This is a genomic window from Actinokineospora enzanensis DSM 44649 (genome assembly GCF_000374445.1).
Taxonomy (GTDB): Bacteria; Actinomycetota; Actinomycetes; order Mycobacteriales; family Pseudonocardiaceae; genus Actinokineospora; species Actinokineospora enzanensis.
Genome location: NZ_KB894415.1, coordinates 75322 through 95916 on the forward strand (window position 1 = coordinate 75322; position 20595 = coordinate 95916).

Here is a 20595-nt window from a genome sequence, read left to right on the forward strand (position 1 = left end):
CGCTGCGGTCCACGTACGTACCTCCCGTTATGGCCTGACACTCCCCCGACACAGCATCGCATCGGGGCAGCCGCCGACCTGTTTCGCCTATACGTCGATCGAGCCGTCCAACGGGGCGCCTTCGCGCAGGTGGGGGGCCACCTTGTTGTCGAACACGGACAGCGCCGAGCCGATCGCCATGTGCATGTCCAGGTACTGGTAGGTGCCGAGCCTACCGCCGAAGATGACGTTCTTGGCCGCCGCCTCGGCCTTGGCCAGCTCCCGGTAGGAGGCCAGCTTGGCCCGGTCCTCGGCGGTGTTGATCGGGTAGTACGGCTCGTCGTCGTCCTTGGCGAACCGCGAGTACTCGCGCACGATCACGGTCTTGTCGGCCGGGTAGTGCGTGCGCTCCGGGTGGAAGTGCCGGAACTCGTGCACCCGGGTGTAGGGCACGTCGGCGTCGTTGTAGTTCATCACCGCGGTGCCCTGGAAGTCGCCGATCGGCAGCACCTCGGTCTCCAGGTCCACCGTCCGCCAGCTCAGCCGACCGGCCGAGTAGTCGAAGTACCGGTCCAGCGGTCCGGTGTAGACGGTCGGGGTGCCCGCCGGGATCTTGTCCCGCACGTCGAAGTAGTCGACGTCCAGCCGGACGTCGATCTTCTCGTCGGCGGCCATCTTCTCCAGCCACGCGGTGTAGCCGTCGACCGGCAGACCCTCGTAGGTGTCGTTGAAGTACCGGTTGTTGAACGTGTACCGCACCGGCAGCCGGGTGATGATCGAGGCGGGCAGCTTCTTGGGGTCGGTCTGCCACTGCTTGACGTTGTACCCGCGGATGAACGCCTCGTAGAGCGGGCGCCCGATCAGCGAGATCGCCTTCTCCTCCAGGTTCTGCGCGGCGTCGGTGTCGAACTCCGACGCCTGCTCGGCGATCAGCGCGCGCGCCTCGTCCGGGGTGTGCGCCTTGCCGAAGAAGGTGTTGATCAGGCCCAGGTTCATCGGGAACGGGTAGACCTGCTCCTGGACCCGGGCGAACACGCGGTGCTGGTAGTCGGTGAACTCGGTGAACTCGTTCACGTAGTCCCACACGCGTTTGTTGGAGGTGTGGAACAGGTGCGCGCCGTAGCGGTGCACCTCGATGCCAGTCTCCGGATCGGCCTCGGAGTAGGCGTTGCCGCCGATGTGCGGGCGCCGCTCCAGCACGAGCACCCGCTTGCCCAGCTGGGTGGCGGTGCGCTCGGCGATCGTCAGCCCGAAGAAGCCGGACCCGACGACGACCAAGTCATACCCGGCGTAGTTATCAACATTGGTTTCTGCGACCGCGCTCACGCAGGGCAGGCTACTGTGCTCGATTTCTCCCGCCGCCCACCCCCTCGTCCCCGACCTGGCGGGCACGCTGCGGCAGTGCGTCAGCGCTGTCGTGGAAGCTCTGTCCTCGCGACCGAGCCGGACAGGCGTGTGGCAGTCGGGCCAATGGTCGGAATCGGGCGGGAATGACAGACGGGCCCCGGCGCCTCCCCCGACACCGAGACCCGTCCGCGGTCCCCCGACCTTGTCCTGCTCCCCTGTCTTGCTTCCCCTTGCCCTGGCTTCCTGTGTGCACTTCCCCGGGGCCGTGCCGGTCATCCCTCCGACTTGCCTCGTCCGCCTTCATAGACGCCCAAGCCCCCTGGGCCGTTGCTCGACGTTCCGCTTTCCCGCGCGGAGGCCATCCGGGTGGCCCGGCCGCCCAGTAGCGGCAGCACGTCGGCGGCCACCTCCTCCAGCACGGTCTCGCGGCCCGCGTACGGGCCGTCCGGGCGCGGCCAGTGGATGACCACGTCGGTGAACCCGGCGTCCCTGGCGCGGGAGACGTGCTCGGTGAACGCGGCCGGGGACTCCAGGGAGAACAGCGGGGAGGCGTCCAGGCTGACGTACCGGTCCACGGTCGAGCGCTCCCGGCCGACCTCGGCCAGCGCCTCGTCGAACCGCTCGCCGCGCCGGGCCGCGTCGCGCCACCAGGCGTCCAGTGACGGAGCGTCGCGCAGCCCGGTGGTGACCCAGCCTTGGCCGTACTTGGCGGCCACGCGCATCGCGCGCGGCCCGTTGGCGGAGACGAGGAACGGGACGCGGGGCCGCTGCACGCAGCCGGGGGCGTTGCGGGCCTCCTCGGTCCGGTAGTACTTGCCCGCGAACGAGGTCCGCGGCTTGGTGAGTAAGGAGTCGGCCAGCTCGACGAACTCGGCGAACCGGTCGACGAACTCGGCCTGGGTCGCGGTCTCGCCCGCGTGGCCCATGGCCTGGCGGTCGTAGCCGCCCAGGCCGGAGGCGCCGGAGCCGAGGCCGAGCTGGAACCGGCCGTCGGAGATGTCGTCCACGGCCAGCACCTCGCGGGCCAACGGGACCGGATGGCGGAAGTTGGGGGTCAGGACGAGGGTGCCCAGCCGCAGCTCGGTGGTCACCATCGCGGCGGCGGTCAGGGTGGGGATCGCGTCGAACCACGGTCCGTCGACCAGCGTCCGCCAGCCGAGGTGGTCATAGGTCCAGGCGTGGTCGAAGCCGTACTCCTCGGCCGCCCGCCACCTCGGCTCCGCTGCCCACCAGCGATGTTCCGGGAGAATGACGATACCTACGCGCACCAGGCGAACCTAGCGGCCTGCCGGGCGGGCGAGGACAGGGGTAATCCACGCCACCGAACGGCGGACCCCGGATCGGGAAGGATGGCGGCATGGACACGCCCGGCCTGGTCGCCTCCGACATCGACGGCACACTGCTGAGCCCGCTGCAGGAGGTCACCGCTGGCACGCTCGCCGCGATCACCGACGTGGTCGCGACCGGCACGCCGTTCGTGCTGGTCAGCGGGCGGCCGCCGCGCTGGATCCCGCCGGTGGCCCAGACCACCGGGCTGACCGGGTACGCGGTGTGCGGCAACGGCGCGGTCATCTACGACATCGGTTCCAACCACGCGGTGTCGGTGCACGCGTTGGATCCCGTGCTGCTGCACGACGTGGCGCACACGCTGCTCGCCGCGATGCCCGGGTGCAGCCTGGCGACCGAGCACTCGCGGCTCGGGCCGCAGGTGGACGAGGCGCCGTTCACCGCGGAGGCCGGGTTCGTGAACCCGTGGGGCGACGACGGGGACGAGATCACCGTGCGGCCGCGCGCCGAGGTGCTCGGCCACCCGTCGACCAAGCTGCTGGTCCGCCACGACTCGATGACCAGCGCGGAGATGCTGGAGATCGCCAAGGACCTGCTCGGCGACGGCGTGGACGTCACCTACTCGACCAACAGCGGCCTGCTGGAGATCTCCGCGGCGGGCATCACCAAGGCCAAGGGGCTGGCCGAGGTGGCCGAGCTGGCAGGCGTGCCGCAGCCGAGGGTGATCGCGTTCGGGGACATGCCCAACGACATCGAGATGCTGCGCTGGGCCGGGCACGGGGTGGCCATGGGCAACGCGCATGCCGAGGTGAAGGCGGCCGCGGACGAGGTGACCACGGCCAACTCCGAGGACGGCGTCGCACTCGTGCTGCGGCGCTGGTTCTAGCGGCTCCGGTTCCGGCGGCTCGGCGCTACGGGTTCACCCGGGCGGCGTGTTCGCGCAGGGCGATCGGGGCGCCTGCCAGGTCCTCGTCGTTGCAGAGCAGCTTGACGTCGTAATACGGCTTGCCCGCCCGGTCGTCGTAGTCGAGGTGGATGGCGATCACGTCGACCGGCTCGCCCAGCCACTCCTGGGTGCGGCGCAGCCAGGAGGCGGCCCGTTCGAGCGCGGTGGGGAGGTCGTCGTCGTGGAACTCGACCGGTCGGTACGGCACGCCTTGCACCTGGTCACCCGCGTGTGCGGGGCGGGGGAGATCGACGGAGACCCCGGCGTCGTCAAGGCGAAGTGCGATGGACTCGGTGTTGTCGCTGGCGAGCTCGGTCACCCGAACAGCGTCTCCCAGCGGGTGGGTGGCCGCAACCCCCGGCAGGTCCTGGACGAACCGAGTCGCCACACCCGTGCGCGAGCCCTCCGGTGTGTGGTTGACTGTATCCGGTCGTGAATTTTCTTGAGTACGTGTTAGATCACGCTCGCAAGAGATCTGTTGCGGGCGCGCGGTTTTCCTCCAGGTCAAGCCGGAGAAGTCGCCGTCTGAAACCGACCAAGGGATGCGCGACCGCGCAGACCAAGCGGTACCTGTTGAGGAGATAGACGTGGCACAGGGCACAGTTAAGTGGTTCAACTCCGAGAAGGGCTTCGGCTTCATCCAGCCGGACGACGGCGGCGCCGACGTCTTCGTGCACTACTCGGAGATCCAGGGCAACGGCTTCAAGACCCTGGACGAGAACCAGCGCGTGGAGTTCGAGATCGGCCAGGGCCAGAAGGGCCCGCAGGCCACCGGCGTCCGCGCCGTCTGATCTTCGCCTGCTAGTAGCTTCAGCATCGTCGAGGCCCGTCCCCGTTCCGCGGGGGCGGGCCTCGCCGCGTCCGGAGAACCGCGCGGAACATGAACCCCCGCTCACCCGATCGGGTATTTCTGTACCGGCGGGCCGATGACCGAACTCCGCTGACGCGAAACAAAACCGGGCGCGCCCACCAGGTGGGAGCGCGCCCGGCTTCGCCGAACGTTTATTTGCCGTTCTCGAAGACCTTGCGCCAGGACTCGACCGAGGTGAGCTCGGGCTGCGCGGCCCGCCAGGTCTGCTGTGCCGCGGGCCACTCGGCGACCAGCCTGCGGTAGGTGGCCGCGGACCGCTTGGCCAGCTCGCGGAAGACCTTCGGGTCACGCCTGCGGAAGGCCACGCCGCTGCCGTCGGGGTTCGACACCGTGGCGCTGTCCAGGTTGCCCAGCAGGAACCACAGCGCGCTGCCCGCGGGCACGTTCACCTGCGGACGCTCGGAGGCGCCCGTGTCCGGGGCACGCAGGTTGTGCAGCACCGCCTTGGACGCCTGTGCGGTGATCTTCAGCGGGTGCACCGGCGGGCGCAGCATGGCCTCGGCGTGCACCGCGTCCAGCGTGGGCGGCGGGAACTCGCCCGCCGACGGCAGGGTCTGCGCGTCGGTGTAGCCCCGGCGCAGCTGCTGCACCTGCGGCAGGCTGTCGCCGAGCAGGTCGAAGAGCCGGTCCGGGCCCGCCAGGAAGTCCTCCACGGCCTTGAGCTCGATGGCCACCGCCGAGTACTCCATCGACAGCAGCCGCCGGATGGTGGCCCGCATGCCCTGCTTCAACAGCGTCCTGCGGTGCTCGACCGGGGCGTACAGCGCGGCCACGATCAACCGGTTGCGCAGGTGGAAGTAGGCGGTCCAGTCCGAGTTGTCGTTCTTGTCCGTCCACGGCATGTGCCACACCGCCGAGCCCGGCAGGGTCACCGTGGGGTAGCCCTTCGCCAGCGCCCGCATCGAGTACTCGGCGTCGTCCCACTTGATGAACAGCGGCAGCGGCAGACCGTTCTCCTCCACGATCTCGCGTGGGAACAGACACATCCACCAGCCGTTGTAGCTGGACTCGATGCGCCGGTGCAGCTCGGTCGTCTCGCGCAGCGACTCGGTGCCGAAGTCGTGATCGGTGACCGCGCCGGGCGCCGCCCGCCAGGTGAACGAGCCCTGGTCGATGACCTCGCCCATGCTGTGCAGCCGGGCCTTCGCCTGCAGGTTGAGCATCTGGCTGCCCACGATCACCGGCTTCGTGGCGGCTGCGGCGAACCGGCTGGCGCGCAGGATCGAGTCCGGCTCCAGCGAGATGTCGTCATCCATGAGCAGGATCTGGTCGACGTCGGAGTGCTCAAGCGACTCGTAGAAGGCGCGGCTGAACCCGCCAGAACCCCCCAGGTTGCCCTGCTCGATGACCTCCAGCCGGTCCCCGAGCAGCGCCTTGGCCTCGGCGAAGCGCGGGTGCCCGGAGATCTTCTTGGTGCCCTGGTCGGCCACGTACACCCGGCTGACCACGTCCAGCACGGCCTCGTCCTCGCCCAGTGCCAGCAGCGAGGCGACGCAGTCGTCCACTCGGTTGAAGGTGGTGGTGCCGATGGACAGCTTCTTCGCGGGCAGTGCCAGGTCGGTGGCCCAGTGCGCGTCCGCGATCTCCAGCGTGGAGTCGTCGGTGAACACGTCGAACCAGATCCAGCCGCCGTCCTCGAACGGCGCCAGCCCGACCCGGAACTCCAGGGACTGCACACCGCCCTCGGTGCGCACCGCCTGACCGGTGATGTGCACCTGGTCGCCGTTGGGCTTGGACCGGTACAGGTCGACCCGGCCGCCGCCGCGCACGTCGAGCCGCAGCAGCACCTCGGTCACCCTGGTCCAGCGCTTCCAGTAGCTGGCCGGGAAGGCGTTGAAGTAGGAGGCGAATGACACCCGGGCCGAGGCGGGGACGGTCACCGCCGTGCGGGAGGACACGTGGCAGTGCGCGGTGCCCTGCTCGTCCAGGTAGAGCGGGCGCACGTCCACCGGGTCGCTGTCCCGGGGCAGGATCACCCGCTGCAGCGCCACCGGCGCCCCGGTCGGTTTCGACTTCCCCTGCTCGGTCACTTCGCTCCTCCAGCGAACCTGTGAGAGATCCCCGGGGACGTGCCCGCCCCCGGGGGCTGTGCTTCGATCCCGCGCGCCGCTACCGCAGGCCGTAGAGCCGACGCCAGTTGTCCTCGCTGGTCAGCGCCGGGACGGCGGCGCGGTAGTCCTCCCTGACCCGCGCCCCCTCGGAGACCAGCCGCCGGGTGAGCGCGGCCAGTCGCTTGCCCAGCTCGACCGTGGTCGCGCGGTCCCGCTCACGCACCCGGACGGTGTCCTGGGCGGCGTCGGTGACCACGGCCTTGTCGAACTGCGAGATGTGCCACCAGGCGGAGTCCTTGGTCGACACCGCGCCGAGCTGGTAGGCGGCCCGGCCCTGGGCCAGCTTCAGCAGCCGCTTGATCAGCACCAGCCGGGGCAGGCTCGGCTCCGGAGCCGCCTGGACCAGCTGCACGTGCGACAGGCCGAGCTCGGGCAGCGAGTCGACCGGGTGCGCCACGGTGTCCGGGTACGCGGCCCGGATCTTGCGGATCTCCGCCGCGGCCGCCTGCCCGCCGTCCCGCAGGATCTCCGGGCCGCTGAGGAAGTCCTCGACGGCCTTGAGGATGGTCGCGGCCAGGCCGTACTGCATGGCCAGCAGCGCGCGCAGCACCCGGGAGCTGATCACCCTGGCCAGCTGGCCGGGGGCCACGTTGCCGTGCAGGGTGCCGATGATCATGGCGTTGCGGACGGCGAAGTACTCCGACCACTTGTCGCCGTCCTTCCAGTCGAAGTCGGCGTGCCACAGGCCCGCGCCGGGCAGGGTCACCGTGGGGTAACCGTGCTGGCGGGCGCGGTAGCCGTACTCGACGTCGTCCCACTGGAAGAACAGCGGCACCGGGAAGCCCAGCTCCCGGATGACGGTGTTCGGGATCAGGCAGGACCACCACGCGTTGTAGTCGGCGTCGACCCGCCGGTCGCCCCGGACCGGGTGGTCGATGGGCTTGCCGGTCTCCTCGTCCTCCAGCTCGCCGAGCAGGTCGACATCGTCCAGGCCGTTGCGCACGACCTTGCCCGGGACCAGCTCGCCGAAGTCGGCGTACTCGGCGCCCGCGACCAGCCGGGTCGGCTGCAGCAGCCGCAGCATCTGGCCGCCGACCAGGGTCGGCCGCCGGGTGCGGTTGGCGAACGCGGACAGCCGCAGGCCGATCTCCGGCTCCAGCAGCACGTCGTCGTCCATCAGCAGCACGTTGGAGTCGCCCTCGCGGGTGACCTCGTACATGCCCCGGCCGAAGCCGCCCGCGCCGCCGAGGTTGGGCTGCCGCAGGTAGCGCAGCCTGCCGTCGAGACCGTGCTTGAGCTCGTCGAACTGCGGGCGGGACTCGACCGTGTCGGAGCCCTGGTCGACGACGTAGACCGCGTCCACCACGGACAGCGCCTCGGCGTCACCGGCCAGCGCGGCCAGCGTGCGGGCGCAGTCGTCGGCGCGGTTGAAGGTGCAGATCACGATGGAGGTGGGGACGGCCCGCTCGGGCGCCTCGACCGTCCAGACCATCCGCTCGACGCTCAGCTCGGCGGCCTCGGTGTCCAGGTCGACCCAGAGGAAGCCGCCGTCCAGGAACTTGTCCAGCTTGGCGGTCAGCCGCACGGTCTGCCGGTCGGCGCCCGCGATGTCCACCACGGTCACCGGGCGGTCCTCGCCGCGGAAGTCGGAGGCGATCAGCGACACCCGCGCCGACCCGCTGACCACCAGCTCGACCGCGACCTCGTCGACGACCGTCCAGCGCTGCCAGTAGGCGGCCGGGAACCGGCCGAAGTAGGTGTCGGTGCTGACCGAGGAGTACGGCCGCAACAGCAGTGTGTGGCGCGCGCGGTCCGCCGCGCCGGTGATCAGCGTGGTGTAGAGCCCGTCCGGGCACACCGGGTCCGGACCGCGGAACAGGCCGCGCTGGGCGACCAGGCGAGCGGGGCCCGCGTCGGCCGCCGCTGCGGTGGCGGAGTGGGCACTGGCGGAAACGCTCGGTGCGCTACGGGGCATGACTGGTTCGGTCCTCCAGGGAGCCGGGCACGGCCGTCTCGGTGGGCGACCGGTCGCGCGGCACCCGTTGCGGCGCGGGGGCCTTCGCGGACCGATCGATTGGGCTGGTGCGGGCACACCCAGGCGCCCGGGGCACACCAAGGCTACCCGCTCCGTTCGGCCTCACCCGGTCGGCTGATCCCCAACCACGACTAGGACCGTTGGGCGGTACCGGCGTGCGAGCCGTTCGTGCTGGTCACAGCCGATTCGAGGGGGTCAGCGGCGGCCTGGCCCAGGCCACTCACAGCAGCGATCTTGGCCTCCAGCTCGGCCCGGGTGCGCTCCAGCTCGCAGCGCAGCAGCGCGGTCTCCTCGACCGCGGTCCGCACCTCTTCTTCGAGGTGACCGACCTCACTGCTCAGGTGCAGCGAGACCCCGCCAAGCACGATGCCCGCGAGCAGGAACACGAAGTTCGACGCGGTCTTCACGCCGACCAGGTCGCCAAGCGCCTGCGCGGTGTTCGGGAAGATGCCGAACACGATCACGCCGACGCTGACCAGCAACCACAGGCCCGCGTACTTCTCGCGGAGCTTGCGCCTGCGCATCATGTCCAAGACGAACACGAGCACCAGGCACGCGACGACGACGCTGAGCAAACGCCAGCCTGCCATGGATCCTCCCGGTAAGGATGAGTCGACCAGTCGACAACGGGTTACGCGGCGTCGGCTGCCTCGACCGACGGGCGGCGGCGCACCAGCGCCAGGAGCAGGGCCAGACCGGCCCGGAGAAGGTAGACGGCGGCCCGGATCGGGGTCGTGCTCGGCTGCCCGCCCGCGCGGACCCGCATCTCCACCGGCACCTGGCGCACCACCAGGCCGCCGCGGATCGCCAGCACCAGCGCCTCGATGGTGTCACCGAGGTACTCGGCGGGGTAGTACCGGGCGAACATCCGCACCGCGCGTGGCCCGGAGGCCTTGAAACCGGAGGTGACGTCGGTGAGCTTGGTCCGGGCCAACCGGGAGATCACGAACGCCAGCACCACCATCGCCCAGCGCCGGGGGCCGCGCGCCTGGTACTGACCGCGGCCAGCGAACCGGGCGCCGATGACCAGGTCGGCCTCGTCCAGCTGCGCGACCAGCTCGCGCACGTGCGCGGGGTCGTGCTGGCCGTCGGCGTCGACCTGGACCACGACGTCGTAGCCGTTGGCCACGGCGTAGCGGAAGCCGGTACGCATGGCGCCGCCGACGCCGAGGTTCACCGCGAGCCGGGCGACGTTGGCGCCTGCCTCGCGCGCCCGCGCCGAGGTCTCGTCATCGGAGCCGTCGTCGACGACGAGGACACCCACCTCCGGCAGCGTCTCGCGCACGCTGCGCACGACGGCGCCGACGTTGTGCTCCTCGTTGAGCGCGGGCATCACGATGAGGATTCGCCGGGTGGCTGTGGCTACCTGGGTCATGTGCGGACCTCACGTCGAGATCGGTCTGGGCTGGGTCTCGTTCAGTTGTTCCCGACCGCGGCCTGCGTCCGCGGCACCGGGTCGCCGGTGGTGTCCGGCAGTTCGTAGATCATCGCCGCGTCGTTCTCGAACACCATCTTGATGTCCGGGATGGCGGCCAGGTCGTCGAGGCCCTCGGGCCGCTCGGTGTGCCCGCGCATGTACCCGGTCCCGAGGATGACGTAGCGGATCCGGTTGCGTTGAATCGCGGCGCGCACGTCGCGGTCGGTGTCGAGCTTGTTCAGGCCCTGGTAGAGCAGGTAAGGGTCGGTGCCCTTGGGGCTGCCGTAGTAGGTCCACTCGACCGGCTGCACACCGCTGAACGCGTACATCCAGACCGAGCCGTCCATGGCGTCGTTCATGACGTGCTCGTCCGGGCGGGTGTGCTTGGCGAGCCAGTCGTAGGCGACGCGCTCGCCGGTGCTCACGGTCGGGCCGTCGGCGTAGTTGCGGCTGAGCCGGTCGGAGTTGCGGATGACGTAGGCGCCGCCGCTGAGCATGGCCAGCACCGCGACGATCAGCGCCGCCGCGCCGGTGGCGACGTACGGCGTGGCCTTGGACCGCTCGGCGAACACGTGCCACTGCGCGACCACGGCCTCGCTGATGGTCCAGACGAGCTCGCCGATGGCGATCGCGCCCGCCAGCGCCATCAGCACGGCCAGCCGCCAGGCGTCGTTGTAGAACGGGCCGGTGAGCTTCCAGATCAGCGGCGACTCCATGGACACGGTCGCCGCGTAGAGACCGCCGAAGCCGATGTAGGCGATGGCCAGCCAGATGATCCGCCGGTGCCGGAACATCAGGACCAGGCCGATGATCGCCGGGATGCCCAGCCACCACTGCGGGAACGCGCTGCTCGGCGAGAACAGCACGAACTGCCCGAACGCCTCGGCGACACTGGACTCCGATGGCCAGATGGCCGCGGTCACGCCCGCGGCGGCGCTCAGCGACGGCACCACGAGCACGCCGACGAGCACCGCGCTGATCACCGCGGTGAGCACCAACGGGCGCCACGACTGTTTCCAGTCGATCGGCTGCAACCGCACGATGACCGCGAACAGGATCACCGCGAAGTACGCGAACAGCACGAACGCCAGGCTGGTGTGCAGACCGACCAGGCCCGCCGTGGCCAGCGCGATGGCAATCGGGCCGCCGATGCCGCGGGTGACGAACAGCTGCCGGACCACCGCGAGCACGGCCGGGATCAGCGCGACGCCCGCCACGTACGGCCACAACGGGCCGCGCCACAGCGAGTCGTACGGGAAGGTGCCGAACCAGGTGGAGACCGCGGCGGCCACCGCGGTGCCGATGGCGGGCATCCGCCAGGCCACGCCGAGCGCGGCCACGCCGAGCGGCCAGGCCAGCACGCCTGCCAGCGCGCCCAGGTTGAGCAGGTGCGGCATGTCCAGCCCGGCCTTGTCCAGCACCAAGGCGAGCAGCGCGTGGTAGGTGTCCGGGTAGAAGTACGGTCCGGTCGGCACGCTCGCCATCGGGCCGAGGGTGGCCGGGTTGGCGTTGGCGTGCAGGGCGATCCAGCGGATCGCGTTGCCGTGGAAGCCCGCGTCCCAGTCCTGGTTGACCCAGTTCAGGTTACCGACGCCGCGCAGGAAGGTGACCACGCCGACGACGGCACCGGCGAGCACGCCGACCCCGATCACACCGTGGCCGCCCCGGGTCAGCCTGCGCGGGCTGGACTCCGGGTCCGGCTCGTGCGCCTCATCGGCCGGGAGCCTGCGCGCGACCAGCCAGGTGACCAGGCCCGCGACCACGGCGAGCACGACGAACCAGGCCGCCACCGTCAGCAGGGTCCAGGACAGGCCGATCTTGTCGAAGAGGGCGGTCCCCAGGGCCGTGCCGCCGAAGGTGAGCGCGGGCGCGACGGCGGCGAGGGTCCAGCCGCGCAGTCGGACCGCCGCGCCCAGCACGAGGCCGGGCAGCCAGAAGGCCGACAGGAGCACAAGGACGTTCATCTGGTCGGTACACACCTCGGTCGATGGCCGGATACGGCATGTCCATCACCTGGAACAGCCCGCCAGTCTCGGCGCGCGAACACCATAGCGCGGGGTAGCCACCGGTCAGCGGGCAGGCGCCGCCGAGATGTCCACGGGGTCCGATTTGGCGGTCAGCACCATGCCCACGATCAGACCCAGCGTCGGCCCGACGACCATGCCGAAGGTGGCCTTGGCCACCGTGTCCCCGGGCCAGAGCACCAGCGCCAGCGCGGTGCACACGGCCGCGGTGCCCCACACGGCGAGCACCCGGCCGGGCCGGACCCTGGCGAGCAGGACGGAGGCCAGCAGCTGCACCGCGGCCAGCAGGACCGCCGACCACACCAGCCCGGCGACCACCCAGTCGGGTACCACGTAGGTCGAGCCGAACAGCAGCGCGACCACCCACGGCCCGATGAGCCACCCGATCAAGGCACCCACTCCGGCGAGCGTGACGGCGCCCGCGCTGCCGAGTGCGAGCAGCCTGCGCAGCCTGCGCTGACCGTCGGTGGTCTGGGACAGACGCACCACCACGGGCACGGCCAGCGCCTGCACGGCGGAGAACAGCACCAACGGCACCCGGGACACGGCGAGCGCGGCGAGGAACTCGGCCATCCGCTCCGGGTCGCCGCCCGGGGCCAGCACGCCGATCACGGCCGGGTAGCCGGTGACCACGGTGGCGATGCAGGCGGCGCTGGCGAACAGCATCAGCATCCGACGCACCACCAGGCGCGGCGGGTCGCCGGGCAGCGCCGGGTCGAGGTGGGCGCGCGCGGGGCGGACGAAGACCAGCCAGGCGAACGAGCCGAAGGCGACGGCGATGGCCAGCGTGATCTGCCCATCCAGCGCGGCGAGCGCGAGGGCGAGGATCAGCAGCGGCCGGATACCCGCCTCCACCAGCAGCACACCGGCATACGGGTTGACCTGGTCGCTGCCCACCAGCATGCCGCGCACGGCGAACTGCACGGCGAACCCGAGCCCGCCGACGAGCACGACCGCGGCCAGCCAGTAGAAGTTGGGGAACAACCGGTCGTTGACCACCGGGATCAGCGGGACCAGCGCCACCAGGCCGACCGCGCCCAGGCCCACCAGCAGCGCGGTCACGCCGTCGGCGCCGACCTTGGTGCCGCGCAGTCTGGCGTGCGCGGCCTGCCGGGACAGCTCCTGCTCCAGCGGCGACATGGCGCTGCCGAGGCCGAACAGCAGGCCCCAGAAGGTCATGAACACCGCGTAGTCGGCCTTGGTCAGCAGCCGCCCGGTGACGATGATGACGGCGTAGCTGAGCACCGCGGCGGCGATGATCGCGATGGTGATCCGGCTGACCGACCGGCCGACGCCTGCTGTATCGGGCACAGCGGGCGCGGCTTGGGCACCAGCCTCACCGGCGGTCACTTGCGCAGCCGTGCGCGCAGGGCGAGCAGCAACCCGCGGATCACGCCGACGCCGAACACGCTCGCGAACAGCGGCAGCAGCTTGCCGACCGACCGGGCCTCACCGGGCGTGGCACCGCAGCGGCGCGCGTAGACACCGGCGGCCGCGCTGCCGAGCAGGCCTGCGACCACGGTTGTCTTGGGCCTCTTGACCAGGGCGAACAGCGTCACCAGGCCGACGCCCATGGCGCCGAACAGCGCGGTGCGGGCGGGGCCCGCGGAGCCGAGGTAGCTGTCGACGTAGGTGGTGCCGCGGAAGTAGGAGTGCTTGATGAACTTCTCCAGCGAGTCGCGCCCGTTGTAGAGGGCGGCGAACTCGGGCGCGATGTGGATGCGCTCGCGCTCCACGATCCAGCGCAGCACCCGGGTGTCGTCGCTGGCCAGCTTGACGTTGTCGAACAGCGAGTCGAACCCGGCGAACGCGCCCTCGAAGATCTCCCGCGGCGCGACGAAGAAGGTGGTGCCCTTGGGGTAGAGGTCGAACTCGTCCGGGCCGAACGAGGACAGCTTGGGCGCGGCGAAGTAGCGCCGCCAGCCGACCTTGACCAGTCCGGCCATGAACCCGGCGTACGGGTTGCCCTCGGTCATGGTCTCGATGTGCCCGTTCCAGACCCGGCGCTCCGGGTGCCGCGCGTACTGCTCGCGCAGGAAGGTGAAGGCGCCCGGCTCGACGATCACCCGGCTGTCCAGCAGCGCCACGTGCTCGCCGGTGGCCTTGGCCACGCCTGCCTTGCGCGCCTCGAACCGGCCCGCGTTCGCCTGGCTGACCACGGTCAGCCCCGGGTACTGCCCGGCCAGCCGGGCCAGCTCGGCTGGGGTGCCGTCGGTGCTGCCGTCGTCCACGACCACGACCTGGGCGGTCCAGTCGGCGGCGGCGAGGGACTCCATCAGCGCGGCCACGCTGCGGGCGATCCAGTCCTGCTCGTTGAAGACGGGGATGACGACGCTGAGCGTGGGCGCGGGGCCATTGGCTGCCACGACCAGGCACAGTACTAGACCACCTCCCCGGCCCTATGACTTGTGGTTGCGGTACATGTATCGGGCCCGGAAACGGGGTTACCGTGGTTACGTTTCGTCACGAAACCCCTGAGGTTGCTGTTTCATGTTGCCCAGTTCTTCCAGGGACTGTTCGGCGGGAGAGGGATGGTTCGAGTGCGCACAGTGATTGTGGTTGGGGGCGGGATCGTCGGGTTGGCGACGGCTCGCGCGCTTGCCGCTCGTGGCCTCGGGGTGACGGTTCTGGAGAAGGAGGACCGGTGGGGGGCACACCAGACCGGTCACAACTCGAACGTCGTGCACGCGGGCCTGTACTACAAGCCCGGCTCGCTCAAGGCGCGGATGTCGGTGTCGGGCAACCGGTCCATGGTCGACTTCGCTCGTGCGCACGGGGTCCCGGTCGAGGTGTGCGGCAAGCTCGTGGTCGCCACCAGCGAGTCCGAACTGCTCGCGCTGCGGGTGCTGGCCGAGCGCGCCGAGGCCAACGGCGTGCAGGCGAAGCTGATCACCCTGGCCGAGGCACGCGAGTACGAGCCGGAGGTCGCGGCGGTCGCGGCGTTGCGGGTGGAGAGCACCGGCATCATCGACTTCCCGGCCGTGTGCTCGGCAATCGTGCGCGGGTTGCGGGAGTCGGGGGCGGACCTGCGACTGTCGACCCAGGCCCTGGGAATCCGGTCTGGACGGTCCGGTGGGGTCGAGGTGGCCACCGGGTCGGAGGTGCTGCGCGCCGACGCGCTGGTGAACTGCGCCGGTTTGCAGAGCGACCGCGTGGCACGGATGGCCGGATTGACGCCCCGTGCGCGGATCGTGCCGTTCCGTGGTGAGTACTACGAGCTGCGGCCGGACCGGGCGCATCTGGTGCGGGGGTTGATCTATCCGGTCCCGGACCCGACCTTGCCGTTCCTGGGTGTGCACCTGACCCGGATGCTGGACGGCAGCGTGCACGCCGGACCGAACGCGGTGCTGGCGTTGCGGCGGGAGGGGTACCGGTGGCGGGACATCTCGGCCGGTGACCTGTGGGAGACGGCCCGGTTCCCGGGAACCTGGCGGTTGGCGCGGAAGTACGCGTTCCCGGTGGGGTACGACGAGGTCCGCCGGTCATTGTCGCGCGCCCGGTTCGCGGCGAGCCTGGCCCGGCTGGTGCCCGCGGTGGGGCCGGACGATCTGGTGCGCAGCGGCGCCGGGGTCCGGGCGCAGGCGTTGTTGCCGGACGGGTCAATGGTGGACGACTTCCTGATCGAGTCGGCGCCGGGACAGGTGCACGTGTTGAACGCGCCTTCGCCCGCCGCCACCAGCGCGCTGGAGATCGGGACGTATTTGAGCGAGCGGCTGCTGGAAAGCTAGGGGCGCAACACTTCCAGCCCGAGGAAGGGTCGCAGGGGTGCAGGCACCACAACGGACCCGTCCGCCTGCTGGTGGTTCTCCAGGATCGCCACGATCCACCGGGTGGCGGCCAGCGTCCCGCTCACCGTCGCCACCGGTCGCGGTCTCCCGTTCCCGTCCGGATACCGCACGCCCAACCGTCGCCCTTGGAACGTCGTGTTGTTCGAAGTGGACGTCAGCTCCCGATAGGCCCGCTCCGCAGGAATCCAAGCCTCGCAATCGAACCGACGAGCCGCACTGACACCCAGCTCCCCCGTCGCCGTATCGACGACCCGATACGGCACCTCGATCTTCCCCAACATCCCGCGCTGCCACGCGAGCAACCGCCGGTGCTCCTCGCCTGCTTCCCCCGGCCTGCACCAGACGAACATCTCGACCATGTCGAACTGGCGTACCCGCAGGACACCCCGGGTGTCCCGACCATCCGACCCTGCCTCGCGCCGGAAGCAGGTCGACCAGCCCGCGTAGCGGAGCGGACCGGCGGAAAGATCGAGGATCTCGTCCGCGTGGAAACCGGCCAAGGCGGTTTCCGGGCTACCGGCGAGGTATAGATCGTCGTCGCGGAGGTGATAGGTGTCGCCCGCGTAGGTACCGGGAAAACCGGCCGCTGCCATGACTTCCGGCCGAACCAGCACCGGCGGGATCACCAGCCGGAAGCCTGCGGCGGTGGCCTGCGCGACGGCCATGTTCACCAGGGCCAGCTGCAACTGCGCGCCGACGCCGATGAGAAAGGGGAAGCGCGGCCCGGCAACCTTCGTACCGCGTGCCATGTCCAGGGCGCCGAGTCGCACGCCCAGGTCCAGGTGATCGAGCGGCGTGAAGTCGAACTCGCGTGGAATACCCACCTGTTCCAGCACCACGAAATCGTCCGAGCCGCCAACCGGGGCAGCCGGGTCTACGAGATTCGGGATGGCGCGGTGGGCCTCGGCAAAGGCCTGTTCGGCCGCCGCCAGCTCCGCCTCGACGACACCGGACTCCGCGGCCAACTCCCCGCCCATGGCCAACAGGGCCAAGCGCTCCGCGCCGACAGCGGCGGCGACCCGCCGACTCACCGCGTTCCGCTCGGCGCGCAGGCCGTTCACTCGGGAGAGCAACGCCCGCCGCCGCTCATCCGCGGACAGCAAGGCGTTCACGGCAGCCGGATCCTCACCGCGAGCTTGCTGAGAGAGCCGAACCCGCTCCGGATCCGCCCGCGGCACCTTGGGATCGATCACCGTGGGAAAGATCGCTCGACCGGGAACCCGGCCGAGCGACCCCGAAACCCTACGAGATGGCCACGGCCACGATCAGGCCGAGCGCGATGTGCACCGCCGCGACCACGATGCTGGCGGGCGCGAACTCCTCGTGCTCGATGGTGGCGCCCACGTCCAGCCGGGTGACCCACTCCAGCGTCCGCACCGCCAGCACCTGCACGATGATCCCGATCAGGCCGTAGACCACCGAGGTGATCAGGCCCGCGGTCAGGTCGCTGGCCGAGCTGAAGATCGCCACCACGATGATCAGCGCCATGCTGAGCATGCCGGAGGCGGTCACGATCACCGCGTTCGGCTTGCCGGTGCGGACCAGTTCGGAGAGCTTGCCCGGGGTGGTCCAGTCGATCGCGTAGAAGCCGATCAGCATCAGGACGAGCCCGACGATGGCGTAGAGGGCGATCGCGCCGATGCCCCTGCCGAGTTCGCCGCCGAAGCCCGCGGGCAGGGCCGCGTTCGACACCGCGGCGAGATGAGTGGTCACGAGTCCTCCATGGTCGAACGGGGTGCTATCGGGTCACAGGTCATCGGGGGCACCGGTTCACTGCGGGATCCGGTGCGGGACGAAGGCGGCGCCGTCATCGGTGACCAGGCCCGCGGTCTCCCGGATGCCCAGGCCCGCGGCACTGTCGCCGACGATCCAGGCACCCAGCGCCGGGCGGTAGCCGTCGAACTCCGGGAGCGGGTCGAAGGCCTGGTAGACGAAGCCTTCCTCGCCGTAGACGCCACCGGTCTGGGTCTCGTAGCCGGTGGCCACGATCTGGATGTTGCTGCCCTCCCGGCCCAGCTTCGGCTTGCGCACGTACTCGGTGAGCAGGCCCGGCTCGTCCAGGAACGCGGGCAGCAGGTTGGGGTGGCCGGGATACATCTCCCACAGCACGGCCAGGATCGCCTTGTTCGACAGCAGCATCTTCCACAGCGGCTCCACCCACAGGGTGCGCGGCAGGGACTCGACGACGCGCTTGCCGAACTCCTCGGCGACCACCCACTCCCACGGGTAGAGCTTGAGCACGGTGGCCATCGGCGACTCGGCGAGGTCGACGAACCGCTCCAGGACGCTGTCCCAGCCGATCTCCTCGATGGCCAGGCCGATGGTGTCCAGGCCTGCCTCGGCCGCGGTCTCCTGCAGGTACGCGGTGGTCAGGTGGTCCTCGCCGGTGGGATCGGCGGACGACCAGGTGAAGTGCACCTCGCCGGAGGGCAACAGGTCGGTGACCTCGCTCCAGCGCTCGACCAGCTTCTCGTGGATCGAGTTCCACTGGTCGTCGTCCGGGAACACGTCGGTCTTCCAGTACCACTGCACGACCGCCGCCTCCAGCAGCGAGGTCGGGGTGTCGGCGTTGTACTCCAGCAGCCGGGCCGGGCCGGAGCCGTCGTAGCGCAGGTCGAAGCGGCCGTACACGTGCGGGTCGCGGCGCTTCCAGGACTCGGCGATGTGCGGCCACACCCACTCGGGGATGCCGAAGTCGCGGTAGCGCTCGGTCAGCACGATGTTGTCGACCGCCTCCAGGCACATCGAGTGCAGCAGCTCGACGTCGGCCTCGATGGAGAGGATCTCGGACATATCGAACGTGTAGTGCACCGACTCGTCCCAGTAGGGGCGCACGCCCCCGCCGCCGTAGCGGGCCGGGGTGCCGAAGACCAGCCCCTGCGACTCGATCCGCGCGCGCCAGTCGGGTCGGGGAGTGGACCGTTCGCGACGCACCTCAGCTGCCCCCGCTCTTGCCGCCGCTGCTGACCCCGAGACCGCCCCGCGAGACGGTCTTACCGGAGCTGGTCTTCACCGTCGCGCCGCTGGACGGGGCCACGTAGCTACCGCCGGTCACGTGCTGGCCGACCGAGCCGGAGCCGCCGTAGTTGTAGCGGTAGGAGCTGCCGCCGATGTAGATGAAGCCACCGCTGGAGTAGCCGCCGTGCGCGGTGGCGTAGCCGTCGTCGCAGTAGTCGTCGTCGACGACCACGCCGTTCTTGTCGGTGCAGTGCGCGGTCACGTCGTCCGGTGTGGACGCGGCGTAGATCACCGCGACCAGGGCCACAACGCCGACGGTGACGCCGGTGCCGATCAGGATCCGCTTGCGGAGCTTGCGCTTGCGCTCGACTTCGGCCCGCTCGGCGTCCTCGGCCTCCCGCTGCTTGCGCAGCGCGTCTCGACGGGCGCGTTGCTCGGCGACCGAGGGTTTCTTGGTCCGGGTGTTCTCGTCCTGGTAGCTGACCGACCCGCGCTTACGCGGCTCGTCCTCGTCGGGCGCCTCGGCGGTGGGCAGCTCGACCGTCTTGTCGACGCCGTCGTCGGTGCTGTCCGCGGCGGCGTTGTCGGCCGTGGCGTTGTCGAGGGTCGCGGCGTGGCAGGCGTCACCCTCCGAACCCGCCGAGATGCCGGTGCCGAGCCGAACCGTGTCGTCGGCGTCCGGCACGCCCTCGACCTGGGGTTTCCCCTGCTCCGCTGGCACGTCCGGCCGTTCGTCGGAGTTCTTGGGCCTGTCGTTGTCAGTCATGCACCACTCCCGGCGCGAACCCTAACTGACCAGTGCCGTTGGCACCGGATGTTTGTCCTGATCGCAACCTGGCGTCGCTCCTGTTCCGCTCCCGTGACCGCGCCCGGCTGGTGGACACGGCATCATGGAGTAGATGTCTGGACGCGGCGACTGGTTTCGGTCGAATGACAGCACGGCGAGGACCCGGCTGATGATGGCCGGTGCCTTCGTCGGCTCGCTGCTGCTGTTGGGCACCAGCACGGTGTTCTCCTGGCCGGTCGCGGTCGGCAACGCGCCGATCACCGTCGAGGAGGAACGCGCGCTGGCGTTCGACGCCCCCACCGGCAGCTGTCTGACGTGGACTCCCCCGGAGGGCGCGGACATGAAGCGGGTGGACTGCGCCCAGCCGCACCTGTTCGAGGTCACCAGCAACGTCGACATCTCGGCCGACTACCCGGCGAACAGCCCGGTCCCCGAGGTGTCCCGCTGGCACGACATCGCCAAGCAGAAGTGCACCCCCGGCGCCACCGCGTACCTGGGCGGCACCCTCGACCCGTTCGGCCGGTACACCATCAGCGCCCTCAAACCGACCGACCCGCAGTGGCAGGACGGCGACCGCAAACTCCGCTGCGGCCTACAGCGAATGGCCCCCTCCGGCGGCCTGCTCGCCAGCAGCGGCACCGCCGCCCACCAGGACCAGTCCAATGTGCACGACCCGGGCACCTGCCTCGCCCTACTGGACAACCAGAAAATCGGCGACCCGATCCCGTGCGACCGCTCACACGCCTACGAGATCGTCGGCAACGTCGACCTCGGCCCCGCCTTCCCGGGCGATTACCCGACAAAGGACGCACAAGCGGACAAGGCAAACGAACTGTGCGCGGCGGTCACCAACGAGTACACCGGCGGTGCCGACCTGGCGGCCAAGGGCCTGACGCCCTACCCGGACACCCTGGAACAGGAAAGCTGGGCGGCCGGATCGCGCAAGGTCGACTGCAAGGTAGGCGCCAAACTGCCGGACGGCTCCGGACTGGCCCCGATCACGAACAGCGTGCGCGGTTCCGGCACCGAGGGCAGCCCCGCCCCGCCGGTACCGACCGAGCCCACCACCACCTCCGGCACCCCGGCAGGCGGCTGACGGTGATCG

General features: G+C 70.4%; 18 protein-coding genes. 4 read left to right on the forward strand and 14 right to left on the reverse strand.

Annotation, left to right across the window (positions count from 1 at the left end):
• Positions 1 to 87: 87 nt before the first annotated feature.
• Both glf and C503_RS0117095 read right to left on the reverse strand, forming a co-directional pair.
• Positions 88 to 1305, reverse strand: coding sequence for a UDP-galactopyranose mutase (gene glf / locus C503_RS0117090; RefSeq protein WP_026316397.1), 1218 nt, complete (start codon positions 1303 to 1305; stop codon positions 88 to 90).
• Positions 1306 to 1598: 293 nt separating this feature from the next.
• On the reverse strand, positions 1599 to 2594 hold the full coding sequence (locus tag C503_RS0117095; protein WP_018683437.1) for an LLM class flavin-dependent oxidoreductase: 996 nt from the start codon (positions 2592 to 2594) through the stop codon (positions 1599 to 1601).
• An 89-nt stretch (positions 2595 to 2683) separates the two neighbouring features.
• Between C503_RS0117095 and C503_RS0117100 the strand changes: the two genes are divergently transcribed.
• Positions 2684 to 3499, forward strand: coding sequence for a Cof-type HAD-IIB family hydrolase (locus C503_RS0117100; protein WP_018683438.1), 816 nt, complete (start codon positions 2684 to 2686; stop codon positions 3497 to 3499).
• A gap of 25 nt (positions 3500 to 3524) precedes the next feature.
• Here the strand turns inward: C503_RS0117100 and C503_RS0117105 are convergent, their stop codons facing one another.
• Entirely contained in the window at positions 3525 to 3878 is a 354-nt protein-coding gene (locus C503_RS0117105; protein WP_026316398.1) for a hypothetical protein, read from the reverse strand.
• A 268-nt stretch (positions 3879 to 4146) separates the two neighbouring features.
• Between C503_RS0117105 and C503_RS0117110 the strand changes: the two genes are divergently transcribed.
• Entirely contained in the window at positions 4147 to 4350 is a 204-nt protein-coding gene (locus C503_RS0117110) for a cold-shock protein (RefSeq protein WP_018683440.1), read from the forward strand.
• 211 nt (positions 4351 to 4561) lie between these two features.
• On the opposite strand, the gene C503_RS0117115 is transcribed toward C503_RS0117110, so the two are convergent.
• From C503_RS0117115 to C503_RS0117145, 7 genes are all read right to left on the reverse strand, one after another.
• Positions 4562 to 6460 (reverse strand): glycosyltransferase, encoded by a 1899-nt coding sequence (locus C503_RS0117115; RefSeq protein WP_018683441.1) that lies wholly within the window; start codon positions 6458 to 6460, stop codon positions 4562 to 4564.
• Between the two features lie 79 nt (positions 6461 to 6539).
• Complete coding sequence (locus C503_RS0117120) at positions 6540 to 8456, reverse strand: glycosyltransferase (protein WP_018683442.1); 1917 nt, start codon at positions 8454 to 8456, stop codon at positions 6540 to 6542.
• A 191-nt stretch (positions 8457 to 8647) separates the two neighbouring features.
• Positions 8648 to 9106 (reverse strand): DUF2304 domain-containing protein, encoded by a 459-nt coding sequence (locus tag C503_RS0117125; protein ID WP_018683443.1) that lies wholly within the window; start codon positions 9104 to 9106, stop codon positions 8648 to 8650.
• Positions 9107 to 9147: 41 nt separating this feature from the next.
• A complete protein-coding gene (locus tag C503_RS0117130) occupies positions 9148 to 9891 on the reverse strand; it encodes a glycosyltransferase family 2 protein (RefSeq protein ID WP_018683444.1) in 744 nt (247 codons plus the stop codon).
• Between the two features lie 41 nt (positions 9892 to 9932).
• Positions 9933 to 11897: a DUF6541 family protein gene (locus C503_RS0117135; protein ID WP_018683445.1), complete on the reverse strand. Its 1965-nt coding sequence runs from the start codon at positions 11895 to 11897 to the stop codon at positions 9933 to 9935.
• Positions 11898 to 12002: 105 nt separating this feature from the next.
• Positions 12003 to 13307: a lipopolysaccharide biosynthesis protein gene (locus C503_RS0117140; protein ID WP_156893281.1), complete on the reverse strand. Its 1305-nt coding sequence runs from the start codon at positions 13305 to 13307 to the stop codon at positions 12003 to 12005.
• The gene (locus tag C503_RS0117145; RefSeq protein ID WP_018683447.1) at positions 13304 to 14323 is read right to left on the reverse strand and encodes a glycosyltransferase family 2 protein; all 1020 of its coding nucleotides are present in this window, start codon (positions 14321 to 14323) and stop codon (positions 13304 to 13306) included. The genes C503_RS0117140 and C503_RS0117145 overlap by 4 nt, the downstream gene beginning before the upstream one ends.
• 174 nt (positions 14324 to 14497) lie before the next feature.
• On the opposite strand from C503_RS0117145, the gene lhgO reads away from it, so the two are divergent.
• The gene (gene lhgO, locus C503_RS0117150; protein WP_026316399.1) at positions 14498 to 15685 is read left to right on the forward strand and encodes an L-2-hydroxyglutarate oxidase; all 1188 of its coding nucleotides are present in this window, start codon (positions 14498 to 14500) and stop codon (positions 15683 to 15685) included.
• Here lhgO and serS read toward each other — a convergent pair.
• From serS to C503_RS0117170, 4 genes are read right to left on the reverse strand one after another with little or no spacing between them, the layout of a single operon-like run.
• The gene (serS, locus tag C503_RS0117155) at positions 15682 to 16938 is read right to left on the reverse strand and encodes a serine--tRNA ligase (RefSeq protein ID WP_026316400.1); all 1257 of its coding nucleotides are present in this window, start codon (positions 16936 to 16938) and stop codon (positions 15682 to 15684) included. The two genes, lhgO and serS, sit on opposite strands and share 4 nt — an antisense overlap.
• 49 nt (positions 16939 to 16987) lie before the next feature.
• Complete coding sequence (locus tag C503_RS0117160) at positions 16988 to 17458, reverse strand: DUF350 domain-containing protein (RefSeq protein ID WP_018683450.1); 471 nt, start codon at positions 17456 to 17458, stop codon at positions 16988 to 16990.
• A gap of 57 nt (positions 17459 to 17515) precedes the next feature.
• Positions 17516 to 18679: a glutathionylspermidine synthase family protein gene (locus tag C503_RS0117165; RefSeq protein WP_018683451.1), complete on the reverse strand. Its 1164-nt coding sequence runs from the start codon at positions 18677 to 18679 to the stop codon at positions 17516 to 17518.
• Between the two features lies 1 nt (position 18680).
• Positions 18681 to 19469, reverse strand: coding sequence for a hypothetical protein (locus tag C503_RS0117170; RefSeq protein WP_018683452.1), 789 nt, complete (start codon positions 19467 to 19469; stop codon positions 18681 to 18683).
• A 133-nt stretch (positions 19470 to 19602) separates the two neighbouring features.
• On the opposite strand from C503_RS0117170, the gene C503_RS39700 reads away from it, so the two are divergent.
• A complete protein-coding gene (locus tag C503_RS39700; protein WP_051114850.1) occupies positions 19603 to 20586 on the forward strand; it encodes a septum formation family protein in 984 nt (327 codons plus the stop codon).
• The last annotated feature ends 9 nt before the right edge of the window (positions 20587 to 20595 follow it).